General features: G+C 51.5%; 21 protein-coding genes. 3 read left to right on the top strand and 18 right to left on the bottom strand.

Translation table 11 applies throughout. The features are described from left to right. The first annotated feature begins 2 nt into the window (after nt 1-2). Complete coding sequence (locus AB9P05_RS00625; RefSeq protein ID WP_371906879.1) at nt 3-851, top strand: hypothetical protein; 849 nt, start codon at nt 3-5, stop codon at nt 849-851. Here the strand turns inward: AB9P05_RS00625 and AB9P05_RS00630 are convergent. The 5 genes from AB9P05_RS00630 to AB9P05_RS00650 all read right to left on the bottom strand — a co-directional run bounded on the left by AB9P05_RS00630 (nt 845) and on the right by AB9P05_RS00650 (nt 4,950). After that, on the bottom strand, nt 845-1,564 hold the full coding sequence (locus AB9P05_RS00630; protein WP_371906880.1) for a hypothetical protein: 720 nt from the start codon (nt 1,562-1,564) through the stop codon (nt 845-847). The two genes, AB9P05_RS00625 and AB9P05_RS00630, sit on opposite strands and share 7 nt — an antisense overlap. 49 nt (nt 1,565-1,613) lie before the next feature. Then, nucleotides 1,614-2,348: a helix-turn-helix transcriptional regulator gene (locus tag AB9P05_RS00635; protein ID WP_371906881.1), complete on the bottom strand. Its 735-nt coding sequence runs from the start codon at nt 2,346-2,348 to the stop codon at nt 1,614-1,616. Between the two features lie 133 nt (nt 2,349-2,481). Next, the gene (locus tag AB9P05_RS00640) at nt 2,482-2,940 is read right to left on the bottom strand and encodes a hypothetical protein (RefSeq protein ID WP_371906882.1); all 459 of its coding nucleotides are present in this window, start codon (nt 2,938-2,940) and stop codon (nt 2,482-2,484) included. A 204-nt stretch (nt 2,941-3,144) separates the two neighbouring features. Then, nucleotides 3,145-3,687: a hypothetical protein gene (locus tag AB9P05_RS00645; protein WP_371906883.1), complete on the bottom strand. Its 543-nt coding sequence runs from the start codon at nt 3,685-3,687 to the stop codon at nt 3,145-3,147. 201 nt (nt 3,688-3,888) lie between these two features. Beyond that, the gene (locus AB9P05_RS00650; RefSeq protein ID WP_371906884.1) at nt 3,889-4,950 is read right to left on the bottom strand and encodes a DUF932 domain-containing protein; all 1,062 of its coding nucleotides are present in this window, start codon (nt 4,948-4,950) and stop codon (nt 3,889-3,891) included. A 388-nt stretch (nt 4,951-5,338) separates the two neighbouring features. On the opposite strand from AB9P05_RS00650, the gene AB9P05_RS00655 reads away from it, so the two are divergent. Further along, on the top strand, nt 5,339-5,560 hold the full coding sequence (locus AB9P05_RS00655; protein WP_371906885.1) for a pinensin family lanthipeptide: 222 nt from the start codon (nt 5,339-5,341) through the stop codon (nt 5,558-5,560). Nucleotides 5,561-5,853: 293 nt separating this feature from the next. On the opposite strand, the gene AB9P05_RS00660 is transcribed toward AB9P05_RS00655, so the two are convergent. From AB9P05_RS00660 to AB9P05_RS00715, 12 genes are all read right to left on the bottom strand, one after another. Then, nucleotides 5,854-6,624: a hypothetical protein gene (locus AB9P05_RS00660; RefSeq protein ID WP_371906886.1), complete on the bottom strand. Its 771-nt coding sequence runs from the start codon at nt 6,622-6,624 to the stop codon at nt 5,854-5,856. 13 nt (nt 6,625-6,637) lie between these two features. Continuing rightward, nucleotides 6,638-7,432: a DUF4138 domain-containing protein gene (locus tag AB9P05_RS00665; RefSeq protein WP_371906887.1), complete on the bottom strand. Its 795-nt coding sequence runs from the start codon at nt 7,430-7,432 to the stop codon at nt 6,638-6,640. Nucleotides 7,433-7,463: 31 nt separating this feature from the next. Further along, a complete protein-coding gene (gene traM, locus AB9P05_RS00670; protein WP_371906888.1) occupies nt 7,464-8,756 on the bottom strand; it encodes a conjugative transposon protein TraM in 1,293 nt (430 codons plus the stop codon). Nucleotides 8,757-8,758: 2 nt separating this feature from the next. Beyond that, nucleotides 8,759-9,379: a conjugative transposon protein TraK gene (gene traK / locus AB9P05_RS00675; protein ID WP_371906889.1), complete on the bottom strand. Its 621-nt coding sequence runs from the start codon at nt 9,377-9,379 to the stop codon at nt 8,759-8,761. A gap of 6 nt (nt 9,380-9,385) precedes the next feature. Then, a complete protein-coding gene (traJ, locus tag AB9P05_RS00680; RefSeq protein WP_371906890.1) occupies nt 9,386-10,429 on the bottom strand; it encodes a conjugative transposon protein TraJ in 1,044 nt (347 codons plus the stop codon). Beyond that, a complete protein-coding gene (locus tag AB9P05_RS00685) occupies nt 10,426-11,058 on the bottom strand; it encodes a TerB family tellurite resistance protein (protein ID WP_371906891.1) in 633 nt (210 codons plus the stop codon). The genes traJ and AB9P05_RS00685 overlap by 4 nt, the downstream gene beginning before the upstream one ends. An 11-nt stretch (nt 11,059-11,069) precedes the next feature. Further along, nucleotides 11,070-11,714 carry a hypothetical protein gene (locus tag AB9P05_RS00690; RefSeq protein WP_371906892.1) on the bottom strand — a complete coding sequence of 215 codons (645 nt, stop codon included), beginning with the start codon at nt 11,712-11,714 and terminating at the stop codon, nt 11,070-11,072. Beyond that, nucleotides 11,707-12,393, bottom strand: coding sequence for a conjugal transfer protein TraI (locus AB9P05_RS00695; RefSeq protein ID WP_371906893.1), 687 nt, complete (start codon nt 12,391-12,393; stop codon nt 11,707-11,709). The genes AB9P05_RS00690 and AB9P05_RS00695 overlap by 8 nt, the downstream gene beginning before the upstream one ends. A gap of 21 nt (nt 12,394-12,414) precedes the next feature. Next, nucleotides 12,415-14,856 carry a TraG family conjugative transposon ATPase gene (locus AB9P05_RS00700; RefSeq protein WP_371906894.1) on the bottom strand — a complete coding sequence of 814 codons (2,442 nt, stop codon included), beginning with the start codon at nt 14,854-14,856 and terminating at the stop codon, nt 12,415-12,417. After that, the gene (locus AB9P05_RS00705) at nt 14,853-15,179 is read right to left on the bottom strand and encodes a DUF4133 domain-containing protein (protein ID WP_371906895.1); all 327 of its coding nucleotides are present in this window, start codon (nt 15,177-15,179) and stop codon (nt 14,853-14,855) included. Before AB9P05_RS00705 ends, AB9P05_RS00700 begins: the two co-directional genes overlap by 4 nt. Nucleotides 15,180-15,251: 72 nt before the next feature. Continuing rightward, nucleotides 15,252-15,515 carry a DUF4134 domain-containing protein gene (locus AB9P05_RS00710; RefSeq protein WP_371911322.1) on the bottom strand — a complete coding sequence of 88 codons (264 nt, stop codon included), beginning with the start codon at nt 15,513-15,515 and terminating at the stop codon, nt 15,252-15,254. A gap of 68 nt (nt 15,516-15,583) precedes the next feature. Next, nucleotides 15,584-16,006 carry a hypothetical protein gene (locus AB9P05_RS00715; RefSeq protein WP_371906896.1) on the bottom strand — a complete coding sequence of 141 codons (423 nt, stop codon included), beginning with the start codon at nt 16,004-16,006 and terminating at the stop codon, nt 15,584-15,586. Nucleotides 16,007-16,147: 141 nt separating this feature from the next. On the opposite strand from AB9P05_RS00715, the gene AB9P05_RS00720 reads away from it, so the two are divergent. Continuing rightward, the gene (locus tag AB9P05_RS00720; protein ID WP_371906897.1) at nt 16,148-16,750 is read left to right on the top strand and encodes a hypothetical protein; all 603 of its coding nucleotides are present in this window, start codon (nt 16,148-16,150) and stop codon (nt 16,748-16,750) included. A 148-nt stretch (nt 16,751-16,898) separates the two neighbouring features. Here AB9P05_RS00720 and AB9P05_RS00725 read toward each other — a convergent pair whose 3' ends face one another. Further along, the gene (locus AB9P05_RS00725) at nt 16,899-17,705 is read right to left on the bottom strand and encodes an RteC domain-containing protein (protein ID WP_371906898.1); all 807 of its coding nucleotides are present in this window, start codon (nt 17,703-17,705) and stop codon (nt 16,899-16,901) included. Nucleotides 17,706-17,844 lie beyond the last annotated feature (139 nt).

Consider the following 17,844-nt stretch of genomic DNA (forward strand, 5'->3'; position numbering starts at 1 on the left):
CCATGAGCATAGCGGGTGAAAACATCCTGACTTTTTCCATGATAGCCGTCCTGCTGTTGGGCGGTGGGGTATTTATCTACTACATGGTGCACATCAGGCGCATGATGATTTTCTGCCACCACCGGATCAACAAGAGCCTGGCCACCATGGAGACCGTGCACCTGGCATATGAGCAGGCCTATGTGGAGCAGCAGCTAAGCACGGGCCGTATGCGCAACCGTAATGAGCTCGGCCAGCTGGTGGAGCAGCGCCTGATCCGTCGCTACGGTGACCTGATGATGCTCATGGGCGACCTGTTTACCCGGATGGAGGATCACGAGCCGGCAACGCTACAGTACTTTGAAGACCTTATCGGTGAAATAGACCGCGGGGGAAAGATAAGCCGCCTGCTGAAGGTATGCCTGACCAGTAATACCCTGAAAGACTTTGGCCTCTATGGCGCCCTGCGGGTACATTGCGTGTCTATGATGGAAAGTGACTTTGAGGGGCTGACGCTGACGTGCAACGATGAGGGATACCGCCTGCCCCAGGCACTGGAGGAGGAGCTTATGATTACCTACCTGCTGCTGTTTATCTATTACACGTTTGACAGGGTACCCCATCTGGTTGGCATGGAACTACACTACGATGAGAGCCACGTGACGTTTACCATGGTGGATGATGACCCCGATGCCCCTAACGGCCTGGAGTTAAGCCAGGCTAACGTAATCCACTGGCCCGGGGCCCTTCGGCATGCGGCTGCCTTTGCGGAGCTATACCATGGCTATGCCGAAGCGGATACCACCTATACGGATGGCCTCCGCTTTACCCTCCATATCCCCTACCAGACTCCGCGGGTGCTGGGTCAGTAAGCCGGTCGGGCAAATTGCAGTACGAATCGCAGGTTGCCTTTCCGGCGATGCCACTCCCACTGTGCCTCCAGGAGGTTTTTATAGATGAGGCACATGACCTCTGAGCTGTCAAAGCCCTCCCGGGTATGGTCCAGATGCCTGTCCAGGTCCAACGATGAGTCGGTGGCTATCTCGACCAGTATCCGGCGATCTTTCTTATACAGGGTTATATGGCACCACGAAGCATTTCCCTGGCATATGAGGTCATCTGACAATAAAGCCAGCAAGCCGTAGAGGTAGGTTAGCTTTTCCGGAGGCAGGTAAAGTTGCATTTCTGCGTCAGCGGTCATATCCAGGCTAGCGCGTTCCGCTACCTTATCCTTACACAGGCGGTCCAGGGCCCCCATCAGCCCCTCTTCCAGCGTGGGGGGCAGAAAGCGGGTTTTCAGGTCTGCTTCCGCGTCTTTTATATCCTGCAGGGTGATTTCCCCAAATCGTACGTTGGGCAGGTTCTGCTGATCCACCAGTTGTATGGCCTCATGTAGCGTATGGTGGTAGGCCTGTGCTTCAAGCTGCATAAACCTGACGGCCAGTTTAAGCAGGTCGGCCTTGCGGTATCCGCCTGTGTAGCGGTGAGCGTCGGTGAGGACTTTAAGACGGTAGGCCAGAAAGATGGTGGCAGCCACGAAAAGGACCAGTGCTGCACAGAACAGCACGACATATAGGGTTGACATAAATAAGCAAACAGGTAAATGAAAAAAGGAACAACAAGGTGGCCAGTGGCTACCACCTTTGCCTTTCCTGCTGCTCCCAGGGGGCCAGGCCCCGTGGGTTGCCTATAGAGCCTACAATGCTCCTGAGAGGCTCCCATACCTGCTGAATATTCTTTTTGGGCATTTTATCATCTATCCAGTGTACGTACCGCTCACTACCGGAGGTTATTTCCTGCTCTATGCGCCTGGTGCTCAGACGCCCTTCAGCAATGACCAGGTAGTCTATCCCTCGCCTGAGAGCGGATAAGGCAATGCTACGGCAGATTACGATATCCTCTGCCTGCCATGGCGGGGTATCTTTGCCCAGCACGAAACCGATGAGCGGCTCTTTTCCCGCCGCCAGGCCGGGCAGGGGAAAGCGGTCAAACTCGGCCACCAGTTTCTGTTCAGGTGTTTTCACCAGCCTTCCGGCCTCATCATAGCGTACCAAAAAATAGGTGGCCACCCCCTGCGGCGATGGCATAGTAGCAGGTTCGGTACGAAATGCCTTCCGGAAAGAAGCCTCCCGGCTGACCTCCTCGGCAGGATCCGGTTCGTAGAGCCAGTTAAGGTCTATGCCCTTCTGGTGGAGGTAAGCCATATAATCATGGGGCACGAGCTTATCCCGCTGCCCGTTTTCGATAAAGCTGATGTCGCGCTGTGCGCGGCTAAGGTCAGCGGCCAGTTGTCTCTGGGTAAGGCCTATTAACTTTCGGGCGAGCTTGGCCTTATTAAAAAATTCCGATCCGGTAGGTTTGTCTGACATATTGAAAGCCTTTTGGGTTGAAATACGAGACAATATAGCCAAATTGATTTAAAAATATACTTTTTAGGAATCTATATTGTTTAAAATATGATAGGTACGACCCATCCGGCCTGTACCTATCGTGCATCTGCCTTTAAAAGGACTCAGGTTTCAGGTTTTTGCCATACACATAGGCGTATTGGGGAAGGATGATGGAGGCATTATTCCAAATTACCTCCATGTCCTGGCTGATGTATTCAACAAGTTTTCTAAGTAAGGCCGTGTCCTGGCCGGGCATGGTGATTCCGGCGGCCTGTGTGGGGATTTCCAACAGCATGTCAGAATAAGAGAACAAGGCGATTTGCATTCCCAGCTTCAGGGTGATAGAAGCCATGGTGAGTTTAAAAAGGTCTTCTTCCTTTTGCGATTCCAGCACCTTACCGGTTTCATCGATTGTGAGGTAATCAAGTCTGAGCCTTTTGATGAGCTCATGACCTATCCAATGAGGGGCGGGGTCCATCATTCTCTCGCTGGCTTCCTTATGACAGGCTTTATCATTGACCAGTCCGGACAAATCGAATTTGGATACCGTGAATATTTTTGAAGTTGCCATAACATTGATAGTTAAGTGAAACAATTATTATGGCGGTATTCCAGCCCCTTTAGCGCCCAAGGCCAAAAGGAAACGGAATAAAAGAATGGGATGCGGGCCGGCCTTGTGTTTATGCCGTAGTCTTATGGCCGCCACGAAGAAAAAGGGGCTAACTTGCGGTAATTATTGTCACCTCTTTATTCGCCCCTATATCATTATGAAAGCTTAATCTTTCGGGGGCTTCGGGGCTTTTACCCATTTCCCTTCCACTTTCTCAAAGTAGCCTTTACGGTTCATGTCCTTACTCCACCGGGGCTTTGAAAGGAAGGCAAAAGGGGTTTCATCAGTAATTTCCACGGTATAGGAAAAGGTGAGCCTGTCCTGCTTGTCATTCATTTCAAACGCATTTATTTCTTTGAGTGTCAGGGTGGCGGCGATGACTTCCACCCGGTTGGGGTTGGCCTGGTCAGTGGAGTGAATGAATTTTTCTCCCTCCGGCGTAAAAGTGATCAGGGGCTTGCCTGCCTCGGCCATGGTTAGCTTTTTTCTGATGGTCACATAGCCTTGCTCCTCCAGCCCGGCGTCCATGAGTTTTTTGGCGTTGCGCGGATCGGTAAGGTAAAGCGAATGCAGGATAGGGCGTGGATAATTATAGGCCTCACTGATAAGGGTATGAAAGTCGGTGGCCTTTTCTTCTGCACCGGACTGGCAACCGGCCAGCAGGCAGATAAGGAGACAGGAAAGGCTGAGGTTAAGGAATCGAAACATAGGTATAGGTCTTTTAGGGGGTTAATTGATTTCAGGGTGTACAGGTCAGCGCTGCGTCAGGAAGAGTTTTCTCCGTGTCCCTGCCGGTAATTGCGCTGAAGCTGCTTTAATTGTCAACGGACAAATATAGCATGATTAGAGAATATTTTTATTCTTTTTTAGAATATAAAGTAAAACCGGGGCCTGAGCCCCGGAAAATTTTCAATTGTTAAGAAGTTCCAGCGTACCAAACCGTTCAAAAGTTTGACAAAGCTGGAAGGCACGCTGCAGCTTGTTACGGCCGGTACCCTCGGTTATGGAGGTAAACCGCGCTTCGTCGTCTTTGTAATTGGCTACATTCTGGTAATAACCGCTGACGGCATTATAGGCCCCGTAAAGGGTGCCTTTGGTGGTGTTTAGCAATTGGGTAGGATGGCTAAAGGCGTACTCAATGGCTTTATCACAGCGGTTTTTGGTCACGGTGCTCAGCTCCTCCAGGTTATTCTGCTGTATATGGCGTACGGCTGTATTGTCCGGGGCCAGGGCCATACGGACCAGCTTTTTTACCTGCTCATCGGTGATGCGTACCTTCGCCCAGTGGTTCAAAAGCCCATCAAGTTCACTGGTAAAGCGGTTGGTGAGCCCCAGCAGGGTGCGGGCCTCACTGAGGCGCCCGGCTGCACTGGCGGTGTGGCGTATACTTATACAGTTAGACTTATTACGCATAGCTGCATTTAAGGTATTATTACATACCACCCGAACGGGCGTAAAGCAAGCCATAATGCTACCGGACCCGTCGTGGCTGGTGGTAAATAGCAGGTATTTAGTAATCACGTCGTCGCTGTTGCCTATACGGATATAGTCGGGCAGCTTTGCCGTAATAAAGATGCGCTCGCCCTTGCCCAGTGCCCCGGCGGTTTCATACAGTATGCCCTCCCCTTCTACAATCGAATCGAAAAACGCAAAGGCGTCACGGTTTTGGACGACCTCGTATTTGCTTCCTACAATACCCAGCACCTGATCTGTATCGGTACGAACAGTGGCCTGGTAGCCGGGCACCTGCACTTCGGGAATGGAGCTACCCTCCTCACAAGCCGCTGAGGCTGTGTTCAGGGTAAATAAGGGGCGCTTGGCTACCTCATAATCAAGGCCGGCGTATTTAATGGCTTCGGAGCTGGTTGGGTACTGGTCTACGACCTGCCCCAGGCCATGCCAGGCCATTTGTTTTACGCTCATAAAGCTGTGCTGTCCGCTAAGGGTGTTTAAGTGGATTTTATGTGCCATGATTTCAATGGATTAAGGGTTAATAAAAAATTGAAATGCATGGCTTCGCCCCTTTTTTCTTAGCCCGCTATCATTACCGGGGCAGGGCGATACGGGCAAGGCTTTTGATCATAAAAATTTAGAGGTACGAGAAATTTTTTGGCAAAACCCGAAGGGCTCCGGCCTTGCCCAAAGCCCTCCCCGGTAAAACCTTCGCGAAGCGGAAAAAGGGAGGGAAGATTTTTGTTGATATGAAAAGCCTAATATTTAATTATATTAAACAAAAAATGCTGTATAAATTAGCAATGATGATTATTATATAATATAACTATACTATTATACAGAAATTCTACTTAATGATAATTATCCTTATCTTCGGGTACTTTATTCATCAAAATTTAAACTAACTATGAAGAAAAAAATTGCTATCAAACAGCTTCAAGTTCAAAGCTTTGTAACAGACCTTAGTAAGGTGAAAGGTGGAGTAACTAATGAAACGGAGTATTGTGGGAGCGAGGAGGCTGGTTGCGGTTCCAACGATTGTAGTCAACACCCTAGTATCTGTTTTCCATGTCAAACTCCCATGTGTACATTTAATGATGAATGCTGGACTGATCCTTACAATGTTTGAGAGATGAATTAAATAAAAAAGGAGCCCAAGGGCTCCTTTTTTTCAATTGATATCTACCACACCTTACAATGCGTCCGGTGGCTCGGATGTGGATTGCCGCACACCCTGTCACAGGTGTTCTCATGGCTACACCTGTGGCCAATGGATAAAAACCCGCCTTTGAGGTTGGCTTGCTTACCGGATAATTCAGTAGTGAAGCTCCTTACCCTCAGCCGGTAAAGACTTAGTTTACTCAATGGTCTTTTCATGTTTATATATGTTTTAGGTTAATAGATGTGAACTCTTGGGGCTTATTATACCCCTACCCCTTTTCCTTTAGACGGGGCTTTCGCTTTCTGGCCGGGCGTTTCATCCTCGGGCTTCTTTTCTTCTTTTGCCAGCTTTTCCTTATTGGTGATCTCCAGCCTGATATCAGGGATCTTCTTTATTTTAGCGTCATTCTTATCATATACATTGACGGACTTAAACCGGGGGTTGGCCTCGATATGATAGATATCGCCGGTCTGGGCATGCTCAACGGTATGGCGGTTGCCTTTTCGTAATGAGTACTCGAGCTTTTCGCGTTGCTGGGGGTCGCTTACTTCCTTAACCGGTAGCTTGTCCAGTTCCTTAGACAGGTTGAATCCGTAATTCTGGTGATACTGGTTTACCGGGTGGCGCCCTTTGTCGTCTTTCTGGCTGAAGTCGATCTGTATCCAGGCCTGGTAGCTCTGTCCTTCTTTATTATACAGGTTCTTGAAGGCTGACCGGCCTTCAAGCATATTATAGGCCTCCTTGGCAGAGACGCCCTGGTTGCGGTAAAAGGTATGTTCGGGGCCTTTAACGTCTGAGTTGCCTTTGGTCAATGTGGCATCGAACTTATTGAAGTAATATTTGTCTTCGCTATCCGACTTACGGAAGTGGACTTTAAAATCAACCCGGTCTTCATTGATTCTAAGGTCAAGGTTCAACACCAGGGCTTTCTTATCGGCCTCCATACCTTTCTTTAGCGGCTCATTCAGCTTGTCCTCGAAGCCCGAGTATTTTAACTGATCGGTGAGATGGTTATAATTTTCAATATTCATATCAGATGAGGGGTTAGGGTGAGGTAATAAGGGGTTTAGCCCGTTTAAAAAGGCGGGCGGGCAGGGTGATCGCTAAGGAGCGGCCCCCACCTTTCTCTGCCATGCGGATCTGCAGGCGACGTTTCTCCGGTAGTGTAAAGGCCGGTAATACCACGACTATCCGCTGCCATTCTCCGGCTGATGTGTGGCCTTCCTGCTCATAATAGATGTTGACCGGTGTATGGTGTTTTTCATAAAGGGCGGTGCGCTTGCTCCTTTTCCGGTCTTCTTCAGTAAAGCGAAGCCGCTCGATCGTATAATCGAAAGCGGACTGATTGACCATCAGCAGGTCCAGGAACATGAGGCTGTCCTCTACATACATACCCTGCAGGTAGAGGCCTGCCCCCAGGCAGCGGTCACCACGGGTCAGGTATGGGGCTTTGGTTCTCACCGCCTTATTGTAGGCTTGCAGGGTATCGTCCTTTGTGGGTTTCTGATTTAAAGACGCCTCTGAGGCTTGATAAAGCATGTCTGCGGGTGCCTCACTATAGCGAACAATAAAGGCATGAAGCCCTTTTTTGGTAAGTACGGTAAGGTTTGATTCGGGAAATCCTTTTTGCCCGGCCTTGACCTTGAGCATGGCAGGGTTTTCAGGCTCCCGTTGGGCCATCACGTAGGGTGCCCCCCGGTCCACGGCTCGTATAGGTGCATCGAACACCAGCCAGGTGGTTTTGTGCCAGGTGATGTGGAGTGTGTCAGGCAACTGGGCCTTAGCTATGAGAGGAAGAAAAAGGCCGGCTAACAGCAATAGGATGACTTGTCTGATCATGAGATATTCAGGTTTGATATGATAAAAATGATTACAGGCTTACCAGAAGGACGGGATGGCCGGCGCGTACGGTCACGTTGGGCTGTTTCTTCTGCTTGCGAAGGAGTTTGGAGGCCATGTTGATGCCTGCCTCTGCAGCCACCATTTCGGCATTCCCCCCGGACAGACTGAGGCCTTGCAGGGACCGACCGGCCTCCTCTTCCGCCACCTCGCTGAGCATGCTGCCGGGAATGTGTATTCCGGGAAGGCCATCCATGCCGTAGACGGTCAGATTTACAGGGTACAGCCCATCAACTATTCGCACACTACTGATATCGATGACCAGGCGATCGCCCCGGTAGGTGCAGGTACCATATAGGGAAGTGCCTTTTGCCAGGGCCTGGCCGGCCAGGTAGGCCGGATCATCAAGGGTCAGCTCGAGGGTACTGCCGGGCTTCACTTTTTGGGTGTGGCTTACCGTGGCACGAATACCGTTTTGAATGTTTGTCGGGTTCGTTTCCTTTGGTTCGGCCCCAGGCTCTTCTAGTCCGTAAAAACCATTCTGCGGATACGCATACATGGTCTCAGGTAGTGAAGCGGAGAGCTTTTGGTTGACCTGCTTTTCCCCGGCGAGGCGGAAGTAAGAAGAGGGCGTTTCCCCCTCCTCTTTTCTTTCCTTTAACCGTTGCGTTACGCGTTCAGGATGTTGCACGTCGAGTATTTTATCCAGCATGGCCTCTATCTGCTTTAACTCGGGGTCTTCCCCTGCGGGACGCTGCATCTGCGCCATCAGGCTTTCCAGCCGTTCCACCTCCGGGGAGGCCTTGGGGTTCCGGGGGCCTGTGGTGACGGGGCGCCTGGCTTTTCGGTCTTCCTCCAGGTCTGTGGTGACGCTTATCCCGGGTATTTCTGCCGTTTGCGGGCTTTGGATCAGTTGCTGGAGTTTACTTAACTGGCCTTCGATAGCCTCTTCTGTGGCCTCGAGCTCTTTGGGGGTTTCCTCCGGAAAAAGGGGATCTTCCACGTGGTAGCTGCTACTGGTAAAGTCGATCTGGTCTACGCCTTCTTTTTGCATGAGCCGGGCATAGGGGTCTTTTCGAATGGCCTCTGCCTTTTCAAGGGAGTCCTTTGCGGCCTCCTCATACAGGGCGAGCTTGTCTTTGAAGTCCTCTTCCAGTATGGGCCCGGGCAGGGTGGTCATCAGGCTGTTGCGTCGTGGCGGTTCGGGCTCACGGCCTCCGCCCAGGGCATGAAAGGCCCAGGTAAGCAGCGGGACGATGAGGAGTGGGAGCAATAAGACCGCGTTACGTTCGCGGATGAGTTGGGGTGAGATGGTGTTCGTCATGTTTATTTACGTTTAAGGGTGTTAACGGTATGGTTTTCAAGGGTGGCCCATTCTTCAATCAGCAGGCCGTGCGGGTTTTGGTCGGTGCGTGCGGTATGCCGCAGAGTGCCTTGGGTCACCAGCCGGCGTATGGTTACGGAGGTGCGGCGGGTGATGTGCTGGGTCCCGGTATAGGTAAAGCGGTATGGGTAGTGGCCGGTGTCGATCCGGATGCTGTCGGCCTCTATGGTCTGGCTGATATTGCTGCTGACCATGCGGGCGTAATAGCCGCTTTCCCTTAGATTATCGTAGTGTTGTTTAGCTGATGCATCGGCCAGATACAGGGCCCGGCTCAGGCGCTCACGGATGCTTTCCTCATCCGGGTCCAGGCCAAAGAACAGGTCATGAAAGGTGCGCACATGGTCGCGGGCTTCGACGGGAATATTTTCGCGTCGGCTGCTACGGCTGGCCTCCAGTACTTTGCCATTATGCAGGATGTAAATGGTGTCGGCTGCCTGCTCACTGAGGGCATAGCCCCGGTAGAGGGCGAAGCCGGATACCAGGACACAGGCGGATACCATGACCAGGGTAAAGCGCTTGATATGCCTGAAGGCGGTGTCGATCTGTCGGAGCTGTTCAAACATGGGCGTTTACTTTTTGGTGAGCATGGCGGGAACGGCCATGACGGCTTTATTGATGGTGGACATAAGGGCCGAGCGGCCTCCGGGGTGGACAATGTAGTTTGCCACGGAGGGCACGGTGAAGTAGCCGACAATGGCGATCAGCATGAAGACCATGTAGGCGGTGTCATGGGCACTGAAGAAGGTGTCCCCACCTTCTTCGATCTGGCCGATGTCGATAAGGAGCATCTGGGCCTGTATTTTGGCGATGATGGTGCCGAAGATATTGGCCACCGGCAGCCACATAAAGACATTGACATAGCGGGCGATCCAGGTGGTAAGGGTATGCTGGAAGCCATCGAAGATGGACAGGGCCAGCACGATGGGACCCAGTATGGACAACACGAGCAGGTAGAAGGTGCGTATGGTATTGATACATAGGTAAGCGGCCAAAAAGAGGACCTGCAGCACCTCACTGATCCATTGCTTGATGCTGAACCTCAGGTTGTAAGAAGCTTGTTCCATGGCAAAGGCGAGGTCGTTGCCAATCCCTTCCCACAGGCCCTCCTCCCCTTCTGCATCGGGATGGGTATAGCGGTACCATTCTTCACGGCTGCCCCGGCCATCCGGACCGATATAGATACGCCACTGGTCGGTTTCCCATGCTTTCCGTTTTTTCTGAGCCAGGTAGTAGCCTACTACATCGTCGGTGTCTTTCATCATCTGAGAGGTCGCCCGGGAGACGGGCTCCAGGATGCCGTTCATCAGGGCGAGGACAGAAGGAAATAGCAGAATGGCAAGGCCAATGCCAAAGGGACGGAGCAAGGGAAACATGTCAACGGCCTCGGCCTGGGCAATGTGCTTCCATACCCGGACGGCGATGTAGGTAAGGGCGGCAAATCCGCCGATGATCCGGGCAATACCAATGAGGTCTTCGCACAGCAGCACCATGTCGGTATACAGGCTGTCCAGGATAGCGTCCAGGCCGGTGAGTTCTCCATAATGCCCCTGGGCAAAAGAGGCCTGGGAAAGGCATACCAATGCGATAAGAAGGGATAAGGTTTTCTTTTTCATTGGACCCACTGGTTTAGACGCTCATCTCCTTCTGTGATTTTTTTTCGCTGGTGTCCCAGCGCACTTACCTGCTCATTGAACTGGCGCAGGAAGCTGAGCATGCTTCCCATATCGGCGTGGAGGTGGTCGATGGCTTCCAGGCGTTCACTGTCATTCATGCGCAGCTCCCCGGCGGTAAGAATCATGGCGAGCTCTTCCAGGTGGTTGAGGCTACGCTGCAGCAGGTGGGTATAGACCTTTTCCAGGTAGCGGAGTTCGGCTTCGGTGTAGTGGCCGGAGGAGGTGAATCGTTTGAAGGCACGGCGGTACTCGCCGGCCAGGTCTCTTTGATAGGCTACCAGTTCGGCCACGCGGCGGTAATCGCGCACGGTGGAACTGACCTTAAGCAATTCGGAAAGAAAAAGGTCATGCAGCTTAAAGTCTCCCTCGGCTATGCCTTTCACGGTCTGGTAGCCGTTTTCCAGGGTGCGATAGCCCTGGTACATGTGTTGGAGCATTTCTTTTAGCTGGGCCAGCTTTTCCACATTGAGGAGCAACTGGGCTACTTCTATTTCCTGGGCTTTGGCCTGAGGGAACAGGGTGAGGCTGAAGGTGAGGGCCATCAGGCCTGTACAAAGTATTTTTTTCATGGGTATTCGGGTTATTGGGTAGAGAAAAAGCGTTCGGTCAGGCTGGTATCCCTTTGCCGGTGATGGCGAAGGGCATCGAGGCTTTTGGTGCGGTTGAGAAAGGAAAGCACAAAGGCCTGAAGCCGGCCGGTCTCGTCGACCAGGCTCATAAGCCGGTCCATGCGCTCATTATCGGACAGGTCGAGGTGGTCATCGGTGAGCAGGCCCTGAAACTGAGCGGTGAGCCTGCTTACTTCACGGATACTGCGGCCGATACCTTCCAGCAGCCAGGCTTTCTCTCCGGGATCAAACCGGCTGGCGGCCGCTATTTCTTTCCTGGCTTTCTGAAGAGTGTAAAGCATCTGGTAGTGGTCTTCCAGTGCCAGTGCCAGGCGGTGGCTCTTTTCCAGTTCAGGGTTGACCTTTGCCAGGCGGCCGATAAATTCATCATGCAGGCTGAAGGTGCCGTCTTTTATGGAGGCCACGGTCTGCCAGCCCTCGCGGGCGATGCGGTAGCCCTGCTCCAGGTAGCCGGTATAGACTTTCAGGGCAGCGATCTGTTCGGCCAGGTAGCGTTCCTGGGTGCGGCGCTGGTTGAACCATTCGTCCCAGGTCTGGGCCTCGGTGGACAGCACCAGGCTGGTCAAGGTGATCAGGACAAAGAAGCGCTTACTCATACCACCTCCCTATCTGACCAGCCTCATTACTGTCCCAGCCTCTCTGCCGGGCCAGCATGAGGTTACGGCTGTTATAGCGGCGCAGGTCGTTAAGCACCCGGGTGATGGAGGCCTCTGTTTGGTGGATGACTTTCAGGCGCTCACTATCGCTCATTTGGGTGGTAAATGCTTCCAGCACCAGGCGCAGGTCATTGAGGGTGGCGAGGCCGTCTTCGAGCATGGCGGCATAGACCTTTTCCATTTGCGCTATCTCCTGATCACTGAATCGCTCAGACGCTTTGATAAGGGGCCATGCCTTTTGGTATTCGGTATATAAGGCCTTTTGCATTTGCACAATGTCACGCACGCGCTGGTAGGTACGGATTGCCTGTTTTACCTTCCATAGCTCCTGGAAGTATGCTTCGTAAAGCGCTTTCTGCCGTTGGGTCCAGTCGCTTATTTCCTCCAGCCGGAGCTTGGAAAGGGTATTCTCCAGGATTTTCTGTGCATTCTGCAGCCAGATCTGTTCGTTTTGCAGGCGCTGTACCTTCAGGTCAAGGGCCCTGATGGCTTTCTTTACGCCCTGGCGAATGATTTCTATGGTGGGGAGGGCCACCGCATTACTCTTATTGACGGTGAGGCAGGGGCCGCTTAGGGTCAATAGTAAACAGAGGGCAATCTTTAGGGGGATATTTTTCATGATATCAGGTGGTAAGGGTGATCAGGTTCTCTCGGAGGCCAGGGCGCTAATGGCTCTTTGCAGGTCTCCCCCGAGGCGGTCGGTGAGCTGCTGTAAGGCCATCTTTTCGCTTTCCTCGGTGGTGTAGGTAAGGTATTCCTCGTAGGAGACCTCGGTGCGGTAGACCTTGCTTTCCTGCCCGCCGAGGCTGATGAAGACTTCTTTATAGAGGCGCCCGGCCTCATTGGCGCGGTTGATGGACAGCACCTGGGCCTTTTCCTTGTCAGTGAGGCCGAGTAGTGCCTGTATGTCATCGAACTTATTGCGGTACTTGCTCTGGTCTAATAGGATTTTGGTATCGCTGTTATTGATGATGGCCTGTTTGACGACGGGGCTGCTGATGATGTCCTCTACCTCCTGGGTGACTACGACTGCCTCGCCGTAGAACTTCCGCACGGTCTTGAAGAGGTAGCGGATGTATTCGGCCATGCCTTCGCGGGCAATGGCTTTCCAGGCTTCTTCGATGAGGATCATCTTACGGACACCCTTAAGCCGGCGCATCTTAGCGATGAAGATCTCCATGATGATGATGGTGACAACGGGGAACAGGATGGGGTGGTCTTTGATGTTATCGAGCTCGAAGACGATGAAGCGTTGCTGTAAGAGGTCCAGGTTTTCGCGGGCATTAAGCAGAAAGTCGAATTCCCCTCCCTGATAGTATGGCCGCAACACATAAAGGAAGTTGGCCATGTCGAAGTCTTTTTCCTTTACGCCTTCGCTTTTAAGGATGTCGGCATATTCGATCTCCAGGAATTCGTAAAAGCTATCGAAGCAGGGGAACACCCCGGGGTGAGCGGCCAGATAGGTGTAATAGTGGGTCAGGGCATTGGAGAGGGCGACGTACTCACTACGGGTATAGGCCTCATCGCCTTTTTTCCAAAGGGCCAACAGCAGGGTTTTAATGGATTCTTTCTTTTCGGTGCCAGGTGCCTCGCGGTTTTCCATGTAAAAGGGATTGAAGCGGATGGGCTCTTCCTCACGGTAGGTGAAGTAGTAGCCTCCGACGAGATGGCAGAGCCCCTGGTAGCTGTGGCCTACGTCTACCAGGACAATGTGGGTGCCTTGTTCGTAGTAGGCCCTGACCATGTGGTTGGTGAAAAAGCTTTTCCCGCTACCACTGGGGCCCAGTATGAACTTATTACGGTTGGTGATGAGCCCTCTTTTCATGGGGGCATCGGAGATGTCCACTTCCAGGGGCCTGCCAGTGAGCCGGTCTCCCAGCCGTATACCTTTCGCGCCGGGGTGATGCTTGTAGTTGGCGTCCTGCACCAGGAAGCAGCAGGCCTGCTCGGCAAAGGTGTCGAAGGTCTCGTTATCGGGTAGCGATCCGGCATTGCCGGGGATACCGGCCCAGTAAAGCTGCGGGGCACCGAGGATCTCCAGCCTGGGGGTGGTATCGAGCTTGGCCAGGGCGGAAGCAATGAGGTTACGCAGTTCCTTTACCTGTTTCTTCTCGTCGGTCCAGGCAAGCAGGTGATAGTGGACCTTTACGGGTTGGCGGCTTTCGCTGATGGCCTCATTCAGGAAGTCGGCCGTGGCATCGCGGGCAATGGCATTCTCCCGGCTGTAGGCGGACAGGGATTGCAGCTTGATGCGTTTGCTCTCCAGACGCTTGAGGGTCTCCCGGGTGTCGGTGGTGACGATGTACTGGTTATAGATATGGTTACAGGGGAGTAAGGCGCCTAGCGAGCTTGCGAAGCCGGTAAAGCAGTCGGTACGGCCGGTGCTGTAGGGCTCGTAGCGGTTTTCCGGCTGGCAGTGTAAAGGGAGGTCGCCGGCATCGGCCAGGGTATACAGCAGGCAGTGATAAGGGCCGATCTTCAGGTCAGGTTTAAAGGTAATGTCACACAGGCCGGGCTGGCCCAGGTACAGGTAGTCAGCAATATGGCCAGGGTGCTTCCTGTCTCCGGTGAGGGCATCGGCCGAAACGGATTGAACGCTCAGTCCGCCGTCCTGCAGGATGCGGGCAAATTGTCCGGCGGTATCGCGGAAGCTTTCCATAGCTTTGGGCTCCATCATCTCGGGCGGGGCGAGGCTTTTACGCAACAGACCGGACATGGCCGATGAGGCCAGGGGCTTACCGGCATAGCGGCGGGTGAGCCACACCATGCACCGGTGGTCGAGGTAAGGCCTTTCAAAGAAAAAGCGGTCGCTGCAATGGGACAGGTAGGCATCTGAGGCGAAAGGGGGCCGGTAGCCCGCTTCGGTGAAGTAGTCCTGTTTGTGAACGATATAGCCGGGAGGCAGCATGCGAATGGCCTTTACCCAGGTCTGATGGTAGTGCCGGTAGTCTTCATCGCTGAGGGTAAACAGCTCGGGCAGGCTAATGCGATAGCCGAGGGTGGCATCCCCGTGGCGGGCAAGCAGGGCCTCCCCTTCTATCTTCCAGAGGGGAAAGAGGTCTTTCAGTTCTTTGGTACTCATGAGTGATGGGAAGGTTGGGATAAGGAAATGGTGGTACGGCAGACGAGTCGCGCAGGCACCTGCCTGCGGGCGGAGCGCTTCATAAGGCCGTAACGCCCGTAGGTGCCATTGAGGTGGAAGACCAGGGCAAGCCAGCAGGCGGCCAGTATGCCCGGTATGATTAGGCAAAGGAGCATGGGCAGCCCGCACAGGTAGAGTAGGGCGAAGAGCAACAGGACGCTACACAATCCGGCGGCAAGCCAGGTGATATACTGGGCCTGAAGCCCTTTAAATTCCAGGGGCTTATTGATGCCCTTATTGATCTTGTATAAGGGGGTATTCATACGGTGTGGGTTAAGGGATGAGGAAAAGAGCCGGCACCCTTTCGGGCACCGGCGATCATTGAACAAAAGGTGCTATACGCCGAAAAAGCTTTGCAGCACGGTGGCAACCACCACCAGGAAGACGCAGCTACCGAACCAGGCGGCGGCGACTTTACCGGTGTCGGGCTCTCCGCTGTTCCATTTATTGAAGACTTTGACGGCTCCTACCAGGCCGACGATGGCTCCGATGGCATACATGAGGTTGGTGCCGGAAGCAAAGTAGCTGCTTACGCGGCTGGTGGCCTCATCGATACCGGCGTTGCCGTCCTGGGCAAGGGCTGCTCCTGCGAATAGCATTAGCAGAAGGAAGACGCATAGTTGTTTTGCGAGGTGAAGGGGAAGGTTCGTTTTCATGTTTATGGGTATTAAAAGTAGGTACCAGGTTCAGGGGTCGTAATCAGCCGGGCGCTGACCTGCTGCCGCGTAACGGTCAGGCCCTGTTCGGTGGCCTGACGGTGGACGGTGTTGACTAAGGCTTCGCGTAAGGCGGGGTAGGCGTAGATACCCTCCAGGCGAAGGGGCTCCAGTTTTTGCAATAGCTGCTCGCTGGTAGTGGCCTTGCGGGTGGTGGCTTTTAACTGATCGGATAGAGCCTGATAAGCCTCCAGGGCCTTAACAAAATCAGGATCAGCCTTATTTTCTTCCGCTCCGGGTGACTTATTCCGCTTGAGAATTTTTATATTAGATAGTGTTTGGCGGTATCGCCAGGCGGCACAGCCGTAATAGGCGGCAACTAAACAAGCGGCCAATAAAATAAATGAAGTCCAGCCGATAGAGGGTAATGTCATGGGCATACAATGAGTTAGTATGCTCCAAAGGTGGTGGACTAAAAATAGAGGTATTCACCCCTGAGGATACAGGGGGTGAAAATTTTTATCGTGTTTTAAACCTTATTCCGGCAAAAAACCATGTAATTATAAAGCCAAATTATGACATCTCCAGAGACAATAACCGGAATTATAATCAGCTTGATAGCTGGTCTTATATTATTATTTTTCCAAGCTCTAGTACAATTAATATTTAAAGCATATAAAAGGAGAAAACGAGAAGCTTCAGAATTGAAGGCTTTAATAAACTTAGGCCGTATAGTGTATTATTTCATTCTTTGCGTGATAGTGTATGGATTTATCACCAGGCCAATATTTTCAAAGGAAAAATTAAGAGATGAATTAGCTGTTATTAACCCAGGTCAAATATTAATTTATGATATGGATCTTAGGAAAGGGTTCAGAGACGTTATTGATTTAAGCTTTGAAGTAATAGATGGGGGGCCGGTAAATACCTATTTAATTCCTATGGATTCTATAGGTGCCATATCTAAAACCATTAAACATGTACCTAATTTCTCAATTATAAATTCTCAATCAGGTAAAACTTCAGCTAGAGTAGAACCAGGTTTTTGGTCAATTTTAATTCAGCCATCAGACAGTAGTATTAACTTCCAAACTAAAATTCAGATCAAAACATATGTTTCAAGACCTCGATTCTTTCAAAAAACTAGTCCTTCTGTAATTTTATTAAGGAAAATATAGTAAGAGCTCTTAACTTCCTCAAAGCTTTACAATTTATATTACCTGGCTAAATCACCAAGCTAAAGGCTTATTCTTTTATAGGAATTAGTTATATAAACCATATTAGTATTGGTATCTATTTTATAGGTATAAATAAAAGTATCTTTAATCACTCATCCCCCTTCTCCAGATAATTTTCCAGGCTTTCCTGTAACATATCTATAAACCGGGTACGGCTACCTTTCCTAATGCGTATTTCCTTGAAGGTGCGGTAGAATTCTTTCATCTCAATGTTGAAGAGCCTTCCCAGGCCTTCGATGATCTCGCGTATGGGGGTATGACCATTACCAACGCAGCCGCTCGCGTGTAAGGCGTAGGTGAGCTCTACCAGGTGTACCTTCATGCCGGTCCAGTGTAAAACCGGCATTTCGCTTTCGGTCATCTCTTTTTCATTAAGCTGGGCTTTGAGAAAGATAACCAGCTTTTCATAGGCCATAAACCGGGCAAAGGTATAGCTATGCCGGGTGGCAAATTGGGGATCGATAACCGTATCAGGGCCCGGTGGCAGATCATTACCATTTGCCCCTCTGGTGAAGTACGCCTGATCATGGTGACTCATTCCCAGACGGTAATAACCAAAGAGCTCCCTCCTCTCCTGGAAATAATCGAGTATTTGCTGCAATCTTGCCTCACATGATTCCTTGGGGGTACCTGGGTTTTTAAACTCCAGCCAGAATCGCTCTTCGTAATAGATCATCTCAGCGGCAAAGCGCGGCTTAATGGTTTTGAAAAAATGAATTTCTTCCAGCGTGTCCGCAAAGGTGTGGTTTAAAAGCCTCTCTCTCATGGTAAGCAGGGATTGCCGACATAACCTGAAGGCTTTTTCGGTATATTGGAGGCTGTTAAGCCCTTCGTTTTCTGTGGCCTGTAAAGTGTTTTTCAGGTCTTCATACGCCTCGTTGCAGTAGGTTTTCATAAGTGTCAGGAATAGGGTTGACAATGTGTAATCAGTCGTCGGCAACACCTAAGCAGACATAATCAAGTCAATTCACACTTAAGATTCTACGAATATAACTCATGTAAGATTCACATATTGTATTTTTTTATTCATTTTT

It is taken from the genome of Roseivirga sp. BDSF3-8, assembly GCF_041449215.1.
In the GTDB taxonomy this organism is placed as follows: domain Bacteria; phylum Bacteroidota; class Bacteroidia; order Cytophagales; family Cyclobacteriaceae; genus JBGNFV01.